This is a genomic window from Pseudomonas macauensis, from assembly GCF_047902425.1.
Lineage (GTDB): Bacteria > Pseudomonadota > Gammaproteobacteria > Pseudomonadales > Pseudomonadaceae > Pseudomonas.
The window spans coordinates 275209-294282 of record NZ_CP138377.1 but is presented as its reverse complement, the minus strand read 5'-3'; the positions used below and the strand labels follow the sequence as shown (position 1 = coordinate 294282).

The 19074-nt window shown below is 62.2% G+C and carries 15 protein-coding genes and 1 tRNA gene; 7 read left to right on the top strand and 9 right to left on the bottom strand.

All coding sequences use genetic code 11. The features are described 5' to 3' along the window. The first annotated feature begins 48 nt into the window (after positions 1 to 48). Positions 49 to 1134: a PQQ-dependent sugar dehydrogenase gene (locus SD196_RS01340; protein WP_416310986.1), complete on the top strand. Its 1086-nt coding sequence runs from the start codon at positions 49 to 51 to the stop codon at positions 1132 to 1134. A gap of 45 nt (positions 1135 to 1179) precedes the next feature. Here the strand turns inward: SD196_RS01340 and SD196_RS01335 are convergent, their stop codons facing one another. From SD196_RS01335 to SD196_RS01310, 6 genes are all read right to left on the bottom strand, one after another. Continuing rightward, the gene (locus SD196_RS01335) at positions 1180 to 2412 is read right to left on the bottom strand and encodes a heme biosynthesis HemY N-terminal domain-containing protein (RefSeq protein WP_416310985.1); all 1233 of its coding nucleotides are present in this window, start codon (positions 2410 to 2412) and stop codon (positions 1180 to 1182) included. Continuing rightward, positions 2409 to 3518, bottom strand: a complete 1110-nt coding sequence (locus tag SD196_RS01330) for a uroporphyrinogen-III C-methyltransferase (RefSeq protein WP_275609694.1) — start codon at positions 3516 to 3518, stop codon at positions 2409 to 2411. The genes SD196_RS01335 and SD196_RS01330 overlap by 4 nt, the downstream gene beginning before the upstream one ends. Positions 3519 to 3533: 15 nt before the next feature. Further along, positions 3534 to 4304 (bottom strand): uroporphyrinogen-III synthase, encoded by a 771-nt coding sequence (locus SD196_RS01325; RefSeq protein WP_370600494.1) that lies wholly within the window; start codon positions 4302 to 4304, stop codon positions 3534 to 3536. Continuing rightward, positions 4301 to 5242: a hydroxymethylbilane synthase gene (hemC, locus tag SD196_RS01320; RefSeq protein ID WP_275609692.1), complete on the bottom strand. Its 942-nt coding sequence runs from the start codon at positions 5240 to 5242 to the stop codon at positions 4301 to 4303. Before hemC ends, SD196_RS01325 begins: the two co-directional genes overlap by 4 nt. Before the next feature lie 113 nt (positions 5243 to 5355). After that, a complete protein-coding gene (algR, locus tag SD196_RS01315; protein WP_275609691.1) occupies positions 5356 to 6102 on the bottom strand; it encodes an alginate biosynthesis regulator AlgR in 747 nt (248 codons plus the stop codon). A gap of 4 nt (positions 6103 to 6106) precedes the next feature. Next, on the bottom strand, positions 6107 to 7177 hold the full coding sequence (locus SD196_RS01310) for a sensor histidine kinase (RefSeq protein ID WP_370601731.1): 1071 nt from the start codon (positions 7175 to 7177) through the stop codon (positions 6107 to 6109). Positions 7178 to 7407: 230 nt separating this feature from the next. Here SD196_RS01310 and argH point away from each other — a divergent pair, with 230 nt between their 5' ends. Further along, positions 7408 to 8802 carry an argininosuccinate lyase gene (gene argH, locus SD196_RS01305; protein WP_275609689.1) on the top strand — a complete coding sequence of 465 codons (1395 nt, stop codon included), beginning with the start codon at positions 7408 to 7410 and terminating at the stop codon, positions 8800 to 8802. A gap of 39 nt (positions 8803 to 8841) precedes the next feature. On the opposite strand, the gene SD196_RS01300 is transcribed toward argH, so the two are convergent. The 3 genes from SD196_RS01300 to gabD form a co-directional block, all read right to left on the bottom strand. Beyond that, positions 8842 to 10038: an HDOD domain-containing protein gene (locus SD196_RS01300; protein WP_331315481.1), complete on the bottom strand. Its 1197-nt coding sequence runs from the start codon at positions 10036 to 10038 to the stop codon at positions 8842 to 8844. A gap of 223 nt (positions 10039 to 10261) precedes the next feature. Beyond that, the gene (gene gabT, locus SD196_RS01295; RefSeq protein WP_275609687.1) at positions 10262 to 11542 is read right to left on the bottom strand and encodes a 4-aminobutyrate--2-oxoglutarate transaminase; all 1281 of its coding nucleotides are present in this window, start codon (positions 11540 to 11542) and stop codon (positions 10262 to 10264) included. Positions 11543 to 11743: 201 nt separating this feature from the next. Next, positions 11744 to 13195, bottom strand: a complete 1452-nt coding sequence (gabD, locus tag SD196_RS01290) for an NADP-dependent succinate-semialdehyde dehydrogenase (RefSeq protein ID WP_416310984.1) — start codon at positions 13193 to 13195, stop codon at positions 11744 to 11746. Between the two features lie 657 nt (positions 13196 to 13852). Between gabD and SD196_RS01285 the strand changes: the two genes are divergently transcribed. From SD196_RS01285 to SD196_RS01265, 5 genes are all read left to right on the top strand, one after another. Beyond that, a tRNA-Arg gene (locus SD196_RS01285) sits at positions 13853 to 13929 on the top strand. A gap of 113 nt (positions 13930 to 14042) precedes the next feature. Continuing rightward, positions 14043 to 14303 (top strand): hypothetical protein, encoded by a 261-nt coding sequence (locus SD196_RS01280; protein WP_416310983.1) that lies wholly within the window; start codon positions 14043 to 14045, stop codon positions 14301 to 14303. Between the two features lie 780 nt (positions 14304 to 15083). Next, positions 15084 to 16637: a type I restriction-modification system subunit M gene (locus SD196_RS01275; protein WP_416310982.1), complete on the top strand. Its 1554-nt coding sequence runs from the start codon at positions 15084 to 15086 to the stop codon at positions 16635 to 16637. A gap of 5 nt (positions 16638 to 16642) precedes the next feature. Next, entirely contained in the window at positions 16643 to 17848 is a 1206-nt protein-coding gene (locus SD196_RS01270; RefSeq protein ID WP_416311787.1) for a restriction endonuclease subunit S, read from the top strand. A 1-nt stretch (position 17849) separates the two neighbouring features. Continuing rightward, entirely contained in the window at positions 17850 to 19016 is a 1167-nt protein-coding gene (locus tag SD196_RS01265) for an anticodon nuclease (RefSeq protein ID WP_416310981.1), read from the top strand. Positions 19017 to 19074 lie beyond the last annotated feature (58 nt).

Here is a 19074-nt window from a genome sequence, read left to right as displayed (position 1 = left end):
AAGGCGGCTGTCTACACTGCCGGTGGCACTCATCCGGGAATCCATGCCATGCGTCGTCCGCTGCCGCTTTTTGCTCTCCTGTGCCTGGTCAGCTTACCAGCCTGCTCGGACAGCACTCAGGGAAACATCCGACTGCCCGAGGGCTTTCACATCAGCCTGCTCACCGACCAGGTGCCCGGCGCGCGCGCCATGACCTGGGGCGATGCGGGCACCCTCTTCGTCGGCAGCATGAACGCCGGCAAGGTCTATGCAGTGCGCCCGGACGGCCGCGTCTCGGTGGTCGCCGAAAACCTGACGATGCCCGTGGGCGTCGCCTTCCACGAAGGAGACCTGTATGTCTCGGCCGTCAGCCGTGTGGTGGTGCTGCGCGATATCGAACGCCACCTCGACGCCCCTCCGGCCCCCGAGGAATTGCCCGCCCAGTTCCCGTCCGAGACGGCCCACGGCTGGAAGTTCATCGCCTTCGGGCCTGACGGCAAGCTCTATGTCCCGGTGGGCGCACCCTGCAATCTCTGTCGCCCGGACCGCGAGCGCTACGCCAACCTGCAACGCATGAACACCGATGGCAGCGCCCGTGAAGTGGTTGCCTACGGCATCCGCAACACCGTCGGCTTCACCTGGCATCCACAGACGCACCAGCTCTGGTTCACCGACAACGGTCGAGACCTGCTCGGCGATGACCGGCCCAACGATGAGCTGAACACGATCAGCCGCGTCGGCGAGGACTTCGGCTACCCCGACTGCCACCAGGGCGACCTTGCCGACCCCGAGGAAGGCAGGACGCCCTGCTCCGCCTTCACGCCGCCGGTGGCCAAGCTCGGCCCGCACGTGGCGGCACTGGGGCTGCGCTTCTATACGGGCGACCAGTTCCCGCCGGAGTACCGCAACAACCTGTTCATCGCCGAGCACGGCTCCTGGAATCGCAGCCAGAAGATCGGCTATCGCGTGGCCCGGGTCGAGTTCAACGAGGACGGCACGCTCAAGCGCCAGAGCGTGTTCGCCGAAGGCTGGCTGGATGCCGACGGCAAGGTGCGCGGCCGGCCGGTCGATGTGCTGGTGGCCCCCGACGGCGCGCTGCTGGTGAGCGACGACCAGAACGGAGCGATCTATCGCATCAGCTACGGCAAGCCCTGAGAAACGAAAACGGCGCCCACAGGCGCCGTTTTTCTTGCAGCAGGATCAGGCTCGAACCGTCACCGGCAACGAAGCCGACGGCGCCAGCAGGCCCAAGCCTTCCTGGAACAGCTGGTTGCTGCGTTCCACTTCGCCCAGCTGCTCCAGCAGACGCGCCAGCTCGGCGCAGGTCTCCGCGCTGCGCTGGCGGGCAAGGCTCGCCTCCAGGTACTCGCGCGCCTTGCCCCACAGCTTGTTCTGCAGGCTCAGGCGACCGAGGGTGAGCAGCAGTTCGGAATCATCTCCATGCTGCTTCAGCCAGCCTTCGGCGGTCTTCAGCTGGTGCGCGCCATCGCGGCCACGGGCGCGGCCATACAGATACACCAGGCGGCTGTCGTAGCCGTCCTTGAGCGCCTTGCGCAGCACGTCCTCGGCCTCTTCCGGAGCTCCCAGGCGCAGCAACTGCTCGGCGTACGCAGCCACCAGCGGCGGCTGCGCGCGTAGATTGGACGGCACGTTCTGCCAGCGCTGGGTCAGCGGTTGCAGGCTGCTCTCACCCTGCCCCACGCCCCGCTCACCGGCCTCGGCAAGCGATGCGATCCAACTGCGGCGCTCCAGGTCCGCCAGCTCGGCGTTCTGCAGCACGCGCTCCTTGCGCAGCTCGGGCAGCAACACGCAGAGCGCCTGCCAGTCGTGCAGGCTGACGTACAGCTGCTGGAGCAGACGCAGCACGGTGGGATGACGCGGATGGTCCTGGTGCAGTTTGTCCAGCACGCTGCGCGCCTGGCCGACATCGCCCCGGTTGATCAGCAACTGGGCGCGAGTCAGGCCCACGGCCAGCTCGGCGCCTGGCTCACGCTTCAGGGCGTGGTCGAGCAGCTCATCGCACTCTTCGGTCTTGCCCAGCTCGTTTGCCGCGCGGGCGGCGCCCAGGAAGTGCGGCAGAGGACGCTCGCTCAGCTCGGCGGCGCGGCGCAGGTGACGCAGCGCCTGCTGCCAGTGCCCTTCGGCGAGGTCACGCTGGCCGTTCTCCTCGGCCAGCAGCGAACGGCGGCGACGGTTGAAGCGCGACCAGGGATTGACCACCCGCCCGGAAACGCCCAGCAGACGCATCGCCACCCGAACCGCCAGGTAGACCGCCCACAGCACTACCAGCAGGGCAAGGAAGGTCCACAGGCTGGATTCGTAGCGGAAGCTCTTGTAGGCGATCAGCACATACCCCGACTGCTCGGCGACGGCCAGCCCGACCAGGGTGGCGGCCAGCACGACGGCCAGGATCAGTACATAGACGCGGCTCATGGCTGGGCCCCCGCATCGGGCGCGACGGTGTCCTGCTGCGCAGCAGCGGCGTCGCGGCGTGCAAGGTAGGCCTGCAGCGAACTGAGTGCGGGGCTCAGGTCCGGCGTCTGCACGGTGACAGCCTGGCCGCCCAGCTCGTCGAGGCGAGTCGCCAGGGCGCGGCTGTCGGCAAGGTCGGCGTTGAAGAAGTCGCCGACGATCTGTCGGGCCTGTTTCAGCGCCTGCTGGTAGACCTCCTGCTTGCCGTTCAAGGCCGCCCACTGCGCCTGCTCCAGCGCCAGGCTGAGGGCCAGGCGCACGCGATCGAGCTGCTGGCCGGAGAGCAGCGGGCGAATGTCCTGGCCGGCGTTGAAATCGATGCGGACGTAGCGCGAGATGCGCTCCCACCACTGGTCCCAGGTGCTGCTGCCGTCGCCCCAGGCAGTGCTAGCGACGGAGCCGCTGTCGTCGGCCTTGAAGGCGGGATTGAGCGGCTGCAGTTGCGCGGCCTGGTCACGCAGGGCGCCCAGTTGCAGGAACAGCCCGGTGCGGTCCGGACGCGGCAGGCTGCGCAGCGCTTCCAGGCTCTTGGCCAGTTGCGCGCGGGCCGCGAAGGCGCCCGGATCGTTCTGCAGGCGCAGGATATCGTCGGCGCCCTGCACCAGCTCGGTCGCGCTGTCGATGTCCTGCAACGCGGACAGGCGCAGCGCGGCCAGACGCAGCAGGTGTTCGGCCTCCGCCAGACGCCACTGCTGGCGGCTCTGGCCCAGCACCTGCTTGAGCTGCTTGGACAGCTGCTGCTGGTCGCCCTGCAGCTCCACCACCAAACGGCGGCGGGCCTCGAGCTCATCGGCGGTCGGCAAGGCGTCCAGGCGCTTGTTCAGCTCGCTGTTGCTGTTCTGCACGCTCTGCGCCTGCCCGCGCGCGTCCTCCAGCTGGGCAGCGCGCTGCTGCTCGGCAGCCTTCAACTGCTGGACTTGCCAGATACCCCAGCCGCCCGCAGCGAGGCCGGCGGCGCCGACCAGCAGGGCCAGCAGGGCAATGCCGGTGCCGCCTTTGCGCGGTGCAGGCTCACGGGCCGGATTGGTCGGAGTGGGAGTCTCTTGGGGAGTGACGGCTTCGCTCACAGATCCATCCTTCGCTCAGAAATTGTTCTTGTCGGCGCTTTGCAGCGCCTCCATCAGTGCCGTAGCGCTGGCGCCCCGACAATCGATCACCCGCTGCGCGCCCAGCTCACGGGCCTGCTCGGCCACGCGCGGACTGGGCACGAACAGTGGCAGCGCACTCACCTGCGGCCAATCCTGCTCCGCCAGGCGATGCAAATGCTCCAGCCCCTGCCCGCTGCTGATCACCAGGGCATTCAGGTGCTCTTCCCGGATGCGCCTCGGCAGTTCACCCGGGGGATAAGACGGCAACTCGCGCCGGTAGAGTTCCAGATAGTCGACCGCCACGCCTTGGCCGCGCAGGCAATCGGCGAGGAATTCTCGGCCACCTTCGCCACGCAGGATCAGCACCTTCGGATCATGCACCTGCAAGGCCTGCTCCAGCGCCGGCAACCTCAGCAGGGCCTCGCTGTCATCGCCGTCCGCCGGATAGTGCGCGGTCAGGCCGTAGTCTTCGAGGATAGCCGCGGTCGCCGCGCCCACACTGAACCAGCTCTGGGTCAGCGGCGGCTGCGGCCAGTAGCGGTCCAGCCGCTCAAGGCCCAGGCGCGCCGCCGGTTTGCTGACCACGATAACCGCGCAGTAGCGGTCCAGGTCAAGGATCAGGCTGCGCTCGGCCGGCGACTCCTCCCGCGGGACGATCGCCAGCAACGGCAGACTGGCGCTGTGGATGCCCGCCTCGGCGAGGCTCGCGGCCAGTGCCACGCACTCCTCTTCGGGACGGGTCAGCAGCAGCCGCCAGCGGCTCACGGGTGACCGGCCTCGCCGTACACCGCCGTGAGGATTTCCTGGGCGCCCTGCTCCAGCAGGTCTTCGGCCACCTTCACACCAAGCGTTTCGGCGTCGGCCTGCGAAGCGCGCGCTTCGGCACGCAGCAGTTGGGAGCCATCGGGCTGGCCGACCAGGCCGCGCAGCCACAGCTGGTCACCTTCGAGGATCGCGTAGCAGGCGATCGGCACCTGGCAGCCGCCATTGAGGCGTTTGTTCAGGGCCCGCTCAGCGGTAACGCGCACGGCGGTTTCCGCATGGTGCAGCGGCTTGAGCAGCGCATGGATTTCGCTGTCGACGGTACGGCACTCGATGCCCACCGCCCCCTGACCGCCCGCCGGCAGGCTGGCTTCGACGCTGATGGAGGAGCGGATGCGGTCCTCGAAACCGAGACGGATCAGGCCGGCGGCAGCGAGGATGATGGCGTCGTACTCGCCGGCATCGAGCTTGGCCAGGCGGGTGTTGACGTTGCCGCGCAGGAAGCGGATCTGCAGGTCCGGACGGCTGGCCAGCAGCTGCGCCTGACGGCGCAGGCTGGAAGTGCCGACCACACTGCCGGCAGGCAGATCATCGAGGCTGGCGTAGGTGTTGGAGACGAAGGCGTCGCGGGGGTCTTCGCGCTCGCAGATGCAGTACAGGCCCAGGCCTTCGGGGAAGTCCATCGGCACGTCCTTCATGGAGTGCACGGCGATGTCCGCCTCGTTCTCCAGCAGCGCGGTCTCCAGTTCCTTGACGAACAGCCCCTTGCCGCCAATCTTCGCCAGCGGCGCGTCGAGCAGCTTGTCGCCGCGGCTGGTCATCGGCAGGAGGGTTACGACCAGGCCGGGATGGGCCTGTTCCAGGCGGGCCTTGACGTATTCGGCCTGCCACAGGGCCAGCGCGCTCTGGCGCGTGGCGATACGGATTTCGCGAGAAGACATGGGCAATTCCGTGCAATGGAAGCGTGCAAGAGATTGCCCGCATCATAACAGCTCGTGCGCGCAGAAACCCGGGCGGTGGGCCCAGGCTTCACGCGGAATGCGGCACTGTGTCGCTACAGGTTATGCATGAGTCGCCGTACGCCCGCGACATGCCGGCGGCTGACGGTCAGGGCATCGCCATTGAGCCCCTTGAGGTACAGCTGGAAGTGCCCCAGCGGGGTGCGCTGCAGACGCTCGATGCGCTCGCGGGAGACCAGCGCATTGCGGTGGATACGCACGAAGCGCTCGCCGAACTCATCCTCCAGCGCCTTCAGTGGCTCATCCAGCAGCACCTCGCCACCGGCGTGGCGCAGGGTCACGTACTTGTGGTCAGCGATGAAGAAGATCACTTCTTCCAGCGGGATCAATTCGATGCCTTTGCGAGTCCGCGCACTGATGTGGCTGCGCGGGCCAGGGCCGCCAGCCGCCGGGGGCTTGGTCAGCGCCGCCAGCTGCACGCGGTTGGGCCGCGAGGCCTTCTTCAGGGCATCGGCCAGGTCTTCGCTGCGGACCGGTTTGACCAGATAGCCGACCGCGCTGACCTGGAATGCTTCCAGGGCGAATTCATCGTGGGCGGTGCAGAAGATCACCGCCGGAGGGGCTTCACGCTCGCACAACTTGGCCGCCACCTGAAGCCCGTCCAGGCCGGGCATGCGGATATCCAGCAGGACGATATCCGGCTTCAGGCTGTCGATCAGTGTCAGCGCTTCTTCACCATTGCTGGCAGAGGGCTCCAGGACGCGATAGCCGTCCATTTGCCCTACCAGCCGGGCCAGGCGCTCTCGCGCCAGGGGTTCGTCATCGACGATCAGGACATTCATAAGCTCAGGCTTCCTGCATGAGACGCGCACATGGATAGCGTAGACAGGTGTAGTGCCGTCCGTCACGGCGCTCGACGCTGAGACTAGCTTTTGGCCCGAAAAGTGCCGCAAGTCTCGCCGCAATATTTTGCAGCGCCTGCTTGGTCCCCTTCGTGGGCAACGTCTGCGTCGACTCGTCGTACGGGTTGCTCACACAGAGCTGGAACACACCGTCACGGTAGTCCGCCTCAACCTTCACCAGACCGCCTTCGATGCGCGGCTGGATGCCATAAATCAACGAGTTCTCCAGCAAGGGCTGCAACGTCAGCTGGGGAATCGGCACGCCATCGGGCACGCCGTCCACCTGCCAGTCCAGCTGCAAGCGGTTGCCAAGACGAAACTGCTCTATGGAAAGATAGCGTCTGGCCAACTCGAGTTCCTCCCCCCAGGAAATTAATGTTCCGGGTTTGGCCAGGCTGGCGCGGAACAGGTCCGACAGATTCAGCACCGCCTGCTCGGCCTTGCCCGGGTCGAGCTCGATCAGGCTGGCGATGCTGTTGAGGCTGTTGAACAGGAAATGCGGGCGGATGCGCGCCTGCAGCGACTCGATCCGTGCCCGCAGTTCGGCCTGTTCCTGGCGCCGCCATTGGCTCAGGAGATAAAAGTAGCGTAGCAACAGGGTGGACATGATGAGGGCGATCAACGCATGGCGCAGGTAAAGATTCACCTCGCCGACGCGCGACATCGGTCCGCCCAGGGAGAGGTAGTCGGCCGCCGCCGTGCAGGCGAGGGTCAGGGCCACCACCAGCGCACAACTGATCACCCCGGCGCGCCAGGCGGGCCAGCGCGCGAGCAGCGGGCGCATCCGGCACAGCAGGCCGGCCGAGAGCAGTACGTTCCACTGCACGAAGAGCGAGATCAACGACAGACGCACCCAGTTGAAGCTCGGCGTCATCGGCTCGGCCAGCACGATCACCAGCACCAGCATCTCGGCCAGCACCACCAGGCTGAACAGCGCTTCGGGCTGGCACAGTTCGGGGATGAAGAAGTCGTCGTCGGGTGCCGGCCGGGCGCCGGTCTTGGCAAGTATGGGCATCGACGCAGTTTCCGTAAGCGTCCGCACGGCGGCAAGCGCGGCGTGCGACCAGAGCCGGGAAATGTCGGGCAGCGCAAGGATCGGCCGGGGCTGCGCGGCGATTCCACGCCACTCCCCCACCCCAACCGCCAAAGCGCCGCCGGTTTTGTGCTTCAGCCTGCTATTATCGTCGCACTTTGCCCTTCATGCAGGCCGCGCGCCGCGCCTGCCCGTTTCCGCGAGAGAGATCCATGAGCGTAGAGAAGACCAACCAGTCCTGGGGCGGCCGTTTCAGCGAGCCCGTCGATGCCTTTGTCGCCCGCTTCACCGCTTCCGTCGATTTCGACAAGCGCCTCTACCGCCACGACATCATGGGCTCCATCGCCCACGCCACCATGCTGGCCAAGGTCGGCGTGCTGACCGACGCCGAGCGCGACACCATCATCGATGGCCTGAAGCAGATCCAGGGCGAGATCGAGGCCGGCACCTTCGACTGGCGCGTCGACCTGGAAGACGTGCACATGAACATCGAAGCGCGCCTGACCGACCGCATCGGCATCACCGGCAAGAAGCTGCACACCGGCCGCTCGCGCAACGACCAGGTGGCCACCGACATCCGCCTGTGGCTGCGCGACGAGATCGACCTGATCCTCGCCGAGATCACCCGCCTGCAGCAGGGCCTGCTGGGCCTGGCGGACGCCGAAGCCGACACCATCATGCCCGGCTTCACCCACCTGCAGACCGCCCAGCCGGTGACCTTTGGCCACCACCTGCTGGCCTGGTTCGAAATGCTCAGCCGCGACTACGAGCGCCTGGTGGACTGCCGCAAGCGCGCCAATCGCATGCCCCTGGGCAGCGCCGCGCTGGCCGGCACCACCTACCCGATCGACCGGACCATCACCTGCGAACTGCTGGGATTCGAAGCGATCTCCGGCAACTCGCTGGACGGTGTGTCCGACCGTGACTTCGCCATCGAATTCTGCGCCGCCGCCTCCGTGGCGATGATGCACCTGTCGCGCTTCTCCGAAGAGCTGGTGCTCTGGACCAGCGCCCAGTTCCAGTTCATCGACCTGCCCGACCGCTTCTGCACCGGCTCCTCGATCATGCCGCAGAAGAAGAACCCGGACGTACCGGAGCTGGTTCGCGGCAAGTCCGGCCGCGTGTTCGGCCACCTCGCCGGCCTGCTGACCCTGATGAAGGGCCAGCCGCTGGCGTACAACAAGGACAATCAGGAAGACAAGGAACCGCTGTTCGACGCCGCCGACACCCTGCGCGACAGCCTGCGCGCCTTCGCCGACATGGTCCCGGCAATCAAGCCCAAGCGCGAGATCATGCGCGAAGCGGCCCGCCGCGGCTTCTCCACCGCCACTGACCTGGCCGACTACCTGGTGCGCAAGGGCCTGCCCTTCCGCGACTGCCACGAGATCGTCGGCCATGCGGTGAAATACGGCGTGGACAGCGGCAAGGACCTGGCCGAGATGAGTCTGGACGAGCTGCGCCAGTTCAGCGACCAGATCAGCGACGACGTGTTCGCCGTACTGACCCTGGAAGGCTCTGTGAACGCCCGCGACCACATCGGCGGCACCGCGCCCAAGCAGGTTCGCGCCGCCGTCGTGCGTGGCAAGGAACTGCTCGCCGCGCGCTAAGCGTGATCGGCCGCGTCGCCAGACGCGGCCTTCTCCGCCTCAGCTTCTGCTCAGCAAGCCCAGCTGCGCTGGCGTCAGCTGCAGCATGCGCACCGCCTTGTGCTCCGCCAGGCTCGACAACTCGGCCTCCGGCAGACGCGCCGCATTGGCGGCCAGGTTGACGATCAATGCCTCGCGGCTGAGCACCCCGCCACTCAGGGCGTAAGCCGCCGCGATCAGGTTGCGCAGCTCCAGCGGCAGGCGCCAGCGGGTCCGCAACGCCGAACCAAAGCTCGCGCCATGCTCGGCCAGCGCCGCATCGACTTCACGCTCACTGAGTGCCCCGCCCGCACTACTCCAATCCTGCAGGCTGCGCAGCAACGCCAGGTCACCCAGGCAGTGCAGCAGGCCCGCCGTGAAGCAACGGTCGGCGTCCGCGCCCAGCGACTCAGCCAACGCAAAGGCGGCATCGGCACTGTGCTGCGAGAGCTGCCAGAAGCGCTCGGCGCGCTCCTTCAGCAGCGGATCATCCAGCGTCGCAGCACGCTGCAAGGCCACAGCCAGCATCAGGTTCAGGGCATGGGCCACGCCCAGTCGCGACAGGGCCTGCAGGAGTGTCTGGCAGGGCATGCCGACGTGCCGGGCGGCACTGTTGGCAGCGGAGATCAGGCAGGCGGTGATCTGCGGATCATGGCCGAATTCCTGCTCGAGCATTTCGAGGTTGATGTCGCTGGCCTCCATGCAGCGGTTCACCGCCTTGCCAACTTCGCCCATCAACGGCGCGCCGTCGGTGGCATCCCGCTCGGTCTGCAGGAAGCGCGCAAGCGACAGGCTCTGCTCCAGGGTCGGCAGCTCGCAAACGACACTCTCACCCGGCGCCAGCAGCACCGCCCGCAGGCGCGCGCGCAGATTCTCCGCATTGTAAGGCTTCACCAGATAAGCCGTCGGCGCCAACGGCAGCGCAGCGCGAACGCTGGCGGCGTCCGCCTTCGAGCTGATCAGGATGAAGGGCTGGGCCACCGGTCCTCGGCGCAGGGCTCGGACCTGGCGCAACAGCTCCAGGCCGTCGCTACCGGGCAGCTCCTGCTCGGCCAGCACCAGAGCGAACTGCTGCCGCCGGCAGGCATCGATTGCCGCCAGTCCATCCTCGCAGAACTGAACGCTGGCATCGCAGCGCACGCTGAGCACCAGCTGGCCCAGCAGTTCACGGCTCCAGGGATCGCTGGCCGCGACCAGCACGCCGGGAGATACACTCATCAATCACCTCGTTCGAAACGAACGCCAAACGCCGGCACGCGCAGCCAACCCAGAGCGGCCTAGCCGGTCTGTGCAATCTTGGGCGTCGCCGGAAAAGGCCTACGAAATAACGCGCAGCGTAGTCCAAAGCCTAGGTGCTTTCCCATGAGCGCCATCAAATTCGGACACAAAAAAAGGCCCGCTTTCGCGGGCCTTTTCATTACAGCGGCTAAACCGTCAAGGCTCAGGCCAGCTCGTCGAAGCACTCGGCCAGGATGGCCAGGCCCTTGTCCAGCTGGGCGTCCGGGATGGTGACCGGCATCAGGAAGCGGATGACGTTGTAGTAGGTACCGCAGGAGAGCAGGATCAGACCTTTCTCACGGGCACGAACCACGATCTTGCTGACCAGCTCGGCAGCCGGCTTGTTGTGGTCGCCGCCTTCGAACAGCTCGATGGCAACCATCGAACCCAGGCCACGAACGTCGCCGATCACCTTGTGCTTGGCCTGGATGTCGCGCAGACCAGCCTTCAGACGCTCGCCAACAGCCTGCGAACGCTCCAGCAGCTTCTCTTCTTCGAAGACCTTCAGCACGGCCAGGGCCGCGGCGCAGGCGATCGGGCTACCGGCGTAGGTGCCGCCCAGGCCGCCGGGAGCGATGGCGTCCATGATTTCGGCCTTGCCGGAAACGCCGGAGATCGGGAAACCGCCGCCAACGGACTTGGCGAAGGTGGTCAGGTCCGGAACGATACCCAGCTGCTCGGTGGCGAAGAAGGTGCCGGTACGGCCAGCGCCAGTCTGCACTTCGTCAGCGATCAGCAGGATGCCGTGCTCGTCGCACAGGGCGCGCAGGCGCTGCATGAAGGACTTGGAGTTGACGTAGAAGCCACCCTCGCCCTGAACCGGCTCGATGATGATGGCAGCGATGTCGCGCGGCTGAGCGTCGTTCTTGAAGATGCGCTCGATGCTGGCGATCGACTCGTCTTCGCTGATGCCGTGCAGTTCGCACGGAGCCAGGGCGCGGAAGATGCCGCCCGGCATCAGGCCCATGCCAGCGGAGTACGGAACGACCTTGCCGGTCAGGCCCAGGGTCATCATGGTACGGCCGTGGTAGGCACCGGTGAAGGCGATCACGCCAGCGCGGCCGGTGGCGGCACGGGCGATCTTGACGGCGTTCTCAACGGCTTCGGAGCCGGAGGTGACCAGCAGGGTCTTCTTCGGGAAGTTGCCCGGAACGCGCTTGGCGATCTCTTCGGCCAGCTCGATGTAGGGCTCGTACGCCAGCACCTGGAAGCAGGTGTGGGACAGCTTGGTCAGTTGTTCCTGAACGGCGGCAACCACTTTCGGGTGCAGGTGGCCAGTGTTCAGTACTGCGATGCCGCCGGCGAAGTCGATGTATTCACGACCTTCGACGTCCCACACGGTGGAGTTCTCGGCGCGCTCGGCGACGACCGGGTGGATCTGGCCTACACCGCGCGGTACGGCGGCCTGACGACGTTGCAGCAGGGATTCGTTGGTTTTGCTCATAGCTTCCTCAGTGGCCGCTCATCGGGCGACCGGATCAAAGGATGAAAGCGGGGAGAAGCCTCACACGACAGCATACGATGATCGACTGTCGTGGAACTTACGGCCCGCCAGACGGGTTGTCCGGTGCTACCACCGGAAAACGCCGGCGCGAAGGTGGCTGTCAGCTCTTGCCTGCCACCCGCGCGCCCACGGAAAAACGGATCAGATACCGCCGAGGCAGAGGTACTTGATCTCGAGGTAGTCCTCGATACCGTACTTCGAACCTTCGCGGCCCAGGCCCGAAGCCTTGATACCGCCGAACGGCGACACTTCGTTGGAGATCAGGCCGGTGTTGATACCTACCATGCCGTATTCCAGCTGCTCGGCCACGCGGAACACGCGGGCCAGGTCACGGGCGTAGAAGTAGGAGGCCAGGCCGAACTCGGTGTCGTTGGACATGGCGATGACTTCAGCCTCGTCCTTGAAGCGGAACACCGGCGCCAGCGGGCCGAAGGTTTCGTCCTTGGACACCAGGGCGCTCTTCGGTACGTCGACCAGGATGGTCGGCTCGAAGAAGGTGCCACCCAGGGCGTGCGGCTTGCCGCCGGCGAGGACCTTGGCGCCTTTGGAAACGGCGTCGGCGATGTGCTCCTCGACCTTGGCAACTGCCTTGGAATCGATCAGCGGACCGGTGGTGATGCCCTGCTCCAGGCCGTTGCCGATGTTCAGCTTGGCCACGGCAACCTTCAGCTTCTCGACGAAGGCGTCGTACACGCCGTCCTGTACGTACAGGCGGTTGGCGCAGACGCAGGTCTGGCCGTTGTTGCGGTACTTGGAGATCAGCGCACCTTCGACAGCGGCGTCCAGGTCGGCATCGTCGAACACGATGAAGGGAGCGTTACCGCCCAGCTCCAGGGACACCTTCTTGATGTCCTTGGCGCATTCGGCCATCAGCTGGCGACCGATTTCGGTCGAGCCGGTGAAGGTCAGCTTGCGCACGATCGGGTTGCTGGTCAGCTCACCGCCGACTTCGCCGGCGCTGCCGGTGACGACGCTGAACACGCCCTTCGGAATACCGGCGCGCTCGGCCAGCTCGGCCAGGGCCAGGGCGGAGTACGGGGTTTGCGAAGCGGGCTTGAGTACCATGGTGCAGCCAGCGGCCAGGGCCGGGCCGGCTTTACGGGTGATCATCGCGGACGGGAAGTTCCACGGGGTGATGGCCGCGGTCACGCCGATCGGCTGCTTGATCACGATGATGCGCTTGTCGGGCTGGTGGCCCGGAATGGTGTCACCGTAGATGCGCTTGGCTTCTTCGCCGAACCACTCGAGGAAGGAGGCGGCGTAGGCGATCTCGCCCTTGGCTTCGGCCAGCGGCTTGCCCTGCTCGATGGTCATCAGGCGAGCCAGGTCGTCCTGGTTCTCGATCATCAGGTCGAACCACTTGCGCAGCTTGTTGGCGCGCTCTTTTGCGGTCAGCGCACGCCAGGCCGGCAGGGCCTTGTCGGCGGCTTCGATGGCGCGACGGGTCTCGGCGGCGCCCATCTTCGGCACGGTGCCGATGATTTCGTTGGTGGCCGGGTTGTTCACGTTGATGGTCTTGCCACCATCAGCGTCGACCCAGGAACCGTCGATGTAAGCCTGTTGGCGGAACAGCTTGGCGTCTTTGAGTTGCATGACCTGTCTCCTTTCGAGGAAAGCCTGTGGACGGCGGGTCTGTCTGGAGCCCCGCCCGTCTGTTGTCTGGAATGGAGAGACCGCAGTCTCTGCCGTTCATTCGCCCCGGCCGATCACCATCGGCGCCAGAGGCGAAGGTCGCCACTGCAAGGGGCGACGCCAGGCGAACGGCTCTTAGTTCGCTCGGCATGCGGACACGAAAAAACTCAGGCCGGGGTCATTGCCCGGTCTGGTCCAGTTCGCTCACGCACGGATTCCTGGATTGAATCCAAGAAGACGTCTGCCCTACAACCTTCCGGTACGCTGATCGACGGAAGCCGCACAGGGACCTGCTGTCATTGAAGACAAGCGGTTGGCACAACGGAAGAATGTCATCCCGCAGGCGGTTGGCCGGCTGGTGTGATGCCAATTCTCCGGTCTCCTGTTGTTGTGATGGGGAGGCGTTTGAAATCTCAAACGAATCCTAGGGCCCTTGACTGCAAAGGGCAAGAGCTTGTTCGACAAAACCAACGAAGGTATCAGGATGCAGAGCCTTTTCGGAGCATTTCTACCGACAGACGGCGCATTTCGTTCGATATCATGAACGAGCGTACTGCTATTGGACGCCCAAGCCCGAGATGCGTATGATTGCCGCCTGCCGCGCCAACCGCGGCATACGCACCAGTAGCTCAGCTGGATAGAGTACTGCCCTCCGAAGGCAGGGGTCGTGGGTTCGAATCCCGCCTGGTGCGCCATCTCCTTTCCCTTGGTTCTCAAGGGTTAGCGCTTCTGACAGAAACCTGTCCTAGTCCTGAAAGTCGTTTTTGCCACAAATTTGCCACACTTGAATGTGGCTGGAATGGTAGGAATGGCAACGATCAGGAATCGCGGCGAGTATCAGTGGGAAGTGCAGATACTCCGCAAGGTCTATCCAGACCAACGCAAAAGCTTCGAAACCAAAGCCGATGCCCAAGCCTGGGCGCGCATGATTGAAAGCGAAATGTACCGCAGCGTCTTTGCCTCCCGAGTCGAAGCAGAGCACACGCTATTCAGCGACCCAATCAATAGCTACATCACCGAGGCCACCCCTCCAAGCACAAGGGCGCCTACTCGGAAATCAAACGCCTGAAGCCCTCAAGCGGTATCCATTGGCCGGCCGCATCGTCGCCACCCTTACCTTCTGACTTCGTTTCCTACCGCGACGAGCGACTGAAGATTCGCAGGGCAACACCGTCAAACGCGAGCTAGCACTGTTTCAATGCATGCTTGAGATCGCTCGTCGCGAGTGGGGCATTAACTTGGCCGACAACGCCGTGCGGATGGTCTCAGCCAGCCCAGCTGCAACGGCGAGCGTTCCCGCCGCTTGGCTTCCGACGAAGAAAGCTAGGAGCTCTGCCAAGGCGCCGGGACGGAGCAGGCGGCTTACCTTACTTCACCATCGGGTACCGCTATCGGTAAAACAAATATTAGGAACGGCTGCCGCAGTGGGGGCAGCCATAAGGAATGGGTGATGACGCGGTAAACTGCACCCTTTTTATGTTGTGGGACGGCAGCCCCCCAAAGCTCAATCAAACGAATGGGGATTTGAAGATGGCCGCTGGCGAGACCGCCTGGCAGACTTGTGACGTCATCGAACACAAACGCCATGAGAGCTGGGCCTTGGGCCGTAACCGATTTTTACCCAGCCTCCGAGCGCAGCGCAGGGACTTTTTCACCGCTGACGGGTGCACAAAGCGCTTGCCGCATACAAATCGGGCTGCTGTGAAAATTCCAGCTTTCCAAGATCGACGAATGGATGCGCGCGGGCAGCGCCGAAGCAGAGAGCCAGCCGAGAACCCCCACGCATCGCCCAAATCATTGCATCATGCAATGAAGTGGCCAAATAGGCCGAACTGAACAGGAAAACCGTGTGACAAGCATCCAACAACGTGCCGCCTTGCAACGCCAGATCTGGGCCATCGCCAACGATGTGCGGGGCGCAGTCGACGGCTGGGATTTCAAGCAATACGTGCTCGGCACCCTGTTCTACCGCTTCATCAGCGAAAACTTCTCTGATTACATGAGTGGCGGTGATGAGTCGCTCAATTACGCCGCCATGGATGATGACGACGAAAATATCGCGCGCGCCAAAGACGACGCCATCAAGACCAAGGGCTACTTCATCTATCCCAGTCAGCTATTTGTCAACATGGCGGCCAGTGCTCACGACAATGTCAGCCTGAACACCGACCTGGCCAAGATCTTCAAAGACATCGAGGCCTCCGCCAGTGGCTATCCCTCTGAGCGCGATATCAAGGGGCTGTTCGCTGACTTCGACACCACCAGCAACCGCCTGGGCAATACCGTCAAGGAAAAGAATGCACGCTTGGCAGACGTGCTCAGAGGGGTGGCAAAACTGGACTTTGGCACCTTCGATGAAAGCCATATCGACCTGTTTGGTGACGCCTACGAATTTCTCATCTCCAACTACGCCGCCAACGCCGGTAAATCCGGCGGCGAGTTCTTTACACCGCAGCAGGTTTCCAAGCTGATTGCTCAGCTTGCCATGCACAAGCAAACTCGCATCAATAAGATCTACGACCCGGCCTGCGGCTCCGGCTCGCTGCTGCTGCAAGCCAAGAAGCACTTCGACGCCCATATCGTCGAAGAGGGTTTTTTCGGCCAGGAACTCAACCACACCACGTACAACCTGGCGCGGATGAACATGTTCCTGCACAACGTCAACTACGACAAATTCAACATCCAGCTTGGCGACACCCTGATCGAGCCGCACTTTGGCGACGACAAACCCTTCGATGCCATCGTCTCCAACCCGCCGTACTCGGTGAAGTGGAAGGGCGCGGATGACCCCACCCTGATCAATGATGATCGCTTCGCCCCAGCCGGTGTGCTGGCGCCCAAGTCCAAGGCCGACTTCGCCTTCGTGCTGCATGCGCTCAGTTACCTATCCAGTAAGGGGCGCGCTGCCATCGTCTGCTTCCCTGGCATCTTCTACCGGGGTGGTGCCGAGCAGAAGATCCGCCAATACCTGGTGGACAACAACTATGTGGAAAGCGTGATCGCGCTAGCACCTAACCTGTTCTTCGGCACCACCATCGCCGTGACCATTCTGGTGCTGGCGAAAAACAAGCCAGACACCACCACCCAGTTCATCGACGCCAGCGGCTTGTGCAAGAAGGGCGTCAACAACAACCTGCTGGAAGACGCGCATATCAAGGCGATCATGCAGGCGTTCGACAGCAAGGCGAACGTCGAACACTTCGCCCAATCCATTTCTTTGGCACGCATCGCCGCCAACGATTACAACCTGTCCGTCAGCAGCTATGTGGAAGCCAAGGACAATCGAGAGGCGGTGAATATCGCCCAGCTCAATGCCGACCTGAAAACCACCGTTGCCAGGATCGATCAACTGCGAACGGAGATTGATGCAATCGTGGCTGAGATTGAGGGTGAGGAGGCGTGAGCGGTATGGATTTTTTGGAAAAGCTGCTCGATGGAGCCGCAGTGCAATGGCTGCCTCTGGAGCAGATTGCCAAAATAAAACACGGTAAAGACTGGAAGGGCTTAAATACTGGTGACGTGCCGGTTTATGGTTCAGGTGGAGTCATGGGTTATGTCGATACATATTCATATGACAAGCCAACTGTATTGATACCTCGCAAGGGCTCTATTACCAATATATTTTATGTTGACTCCCCATTTTGGAATGTGGACACCATTTATTACACGGATATCAATGTATCCAAGGTTATGCCCAAGTATTTATACCATTTCATTAAAACGATTGATTTGATGTCGCTCGATACTGGGTCTGGAAGGCCGAGCCTGACTCAGGCCATATTGAATAACATTCTAATTCCTGTTCCATGCCCGGAAACTCCTAAAAAATCACTTGAAATTCAAGCCGAAATCGTCCGCATGCTAGACGCCTTTACCGAGCTGACCGCCGAACTGACCGCCGAACTGACCGCCGAGCTGACGGTCCGTAAAAAACAATACAACTACTACCGCGACCAGTTGTTAAGTTTTGATGAGGGGAATGTTGAGTGGACGGCGCTGGGGGCGGTTGGCGATTTTATTCGTGGCAAGCGTTTTACCAAGGCTGATTATGTAGAAGATGGCATTAGCGTTATTCATTACGGTGAGATATATACGCGTTACGGCGTTTCTACGACGCAAGCCTATTCTAAGGTTAGAAAGGATATGGCGGGGTTGCTGCGCTATGCAGAGCCGGGTGATGTTGTCATAGCTGGTGTTGGTGAAACAGTTGAAGATGTGGGGAAGGCTGTCGCTTGGCTTGGTGGCCATAAAGTGGCTATTCATGACGATAGTTATGCCTTCCGGCACTCAATGAATCCCAAGTATATTGCTTACGTGATGCAGACAGCTTCGTTTAATTCTCAGAAGACGAAGCATGTTTCTAGCGGCAAGGTTAAGCGCCTGCTGATTGAAAGTATGAAAAAAGAAGTGCGCATTCCTGTTCCTTTCCCAAACGACCCTGATAAGTCCCTTGCGGAGCAGGCTCGTATCGTTTCGATTCTCGATAAATTTGAGGCGCTGAGCCACTCCATCAGCGAAGACCTGCCCCGCGAGATCGAACTCCGTCAGAAGCAATACGAGCATTATCGTGACGTACTGTTGAGTTTCCCCAAGCCAGAAGAGGTAGCGGCGTAATATGGGTAAGACGCTAAGGGAAATAGCCGAAGGTCTGCAGAAAAGCCCGAAGAAGGTGCAGTTGGTCTACGCCTTCAATGGCACCGGTAAAACGCGCTTGTCGCGGGAGTTCAAACGCCTAATTGCGCCAAAAGTAGATGCTGACGAAGTCAGTGATAAGGCCGACCAGCCTGGGCTGTCGCGCAACAAGATTCTCTATTACAGCGCTTTTACCGAAGACCTGTTCTATTGGGATAACGACCTGAGCGGCGACGCCGAGCCCAAACTGAAAATCCAACCCAATACTTTTACTGATTGGATATTGTTGGATCAAGGTCAGGATCAGAATGTCATTACTACCTTCCAGCGTTATACTAACGACAAGCTCACGCCTCGGTTCAATGCAGAGCAAAAAGACGAACAGACAGGGGAAGTCGTTGCCAAAGCCTTCTCCGAGGTAACTTTTTCTCTGGAGCGTGGTAACGATGATGAGCGGTCGGGCAATCTAAAAATCTCAAAGGGCGAAGAAAGTAATTTTATCTGGAGTATTTTCTACACCCTGCTTGAGCAGGTGATTGCCGTACTCAGTGTCGCTGAGCCGGCTGATCGCGAAACTGACCAGTTTAACCAGCTAGAATACGTATTCATTGACGACCCGGTTAGCTCGCTGGATGAAAATCACCTTATTCAATTGGCGGTAAATCTGGGGCAGCTGATCAATTCGAGTGAGTCGAACGTGAAGTTCGTCGTATCCACGCACAGCGCGATTTTTTATAACGTGCTGTATAACGAGGTAGGTGCCAAGAACGGTTATATTCTCAGCCAGCTGGATGATGGCACATTTGTGTGCGAGGAAAAGAAGGGCGACTCTAACAAGAGCTTCTCTTACCATCTGCATATTAAATCGCTCATTGAGCAGGCAGTCGCTTCCAATAACGTGCAGCGCTATCATTTTGCGCTGCTACGTAATCTTTATGAGAAGACCGCTAATTTTCTTGGATACCAAAGATGGTCTGAGCTGTTGCCGGAGGATAAAAAAGCTTACGCCGCTCGCGTAATGAATTTCTATCCTCATAACACTTTGTCTAACGAAGAAATCGCTGAGCCGACCGCGCCCGAAAAGGAGATGGTTCGCTTACTACTTGAAAAGCTGAATTCCTATGGCTACTGGCAGCAGGAGAATAGTTGATAAGCCATTGTTTTGACTGGCACGCTTTCCTCATGAAGCATCCAAAATATGGCTTCAG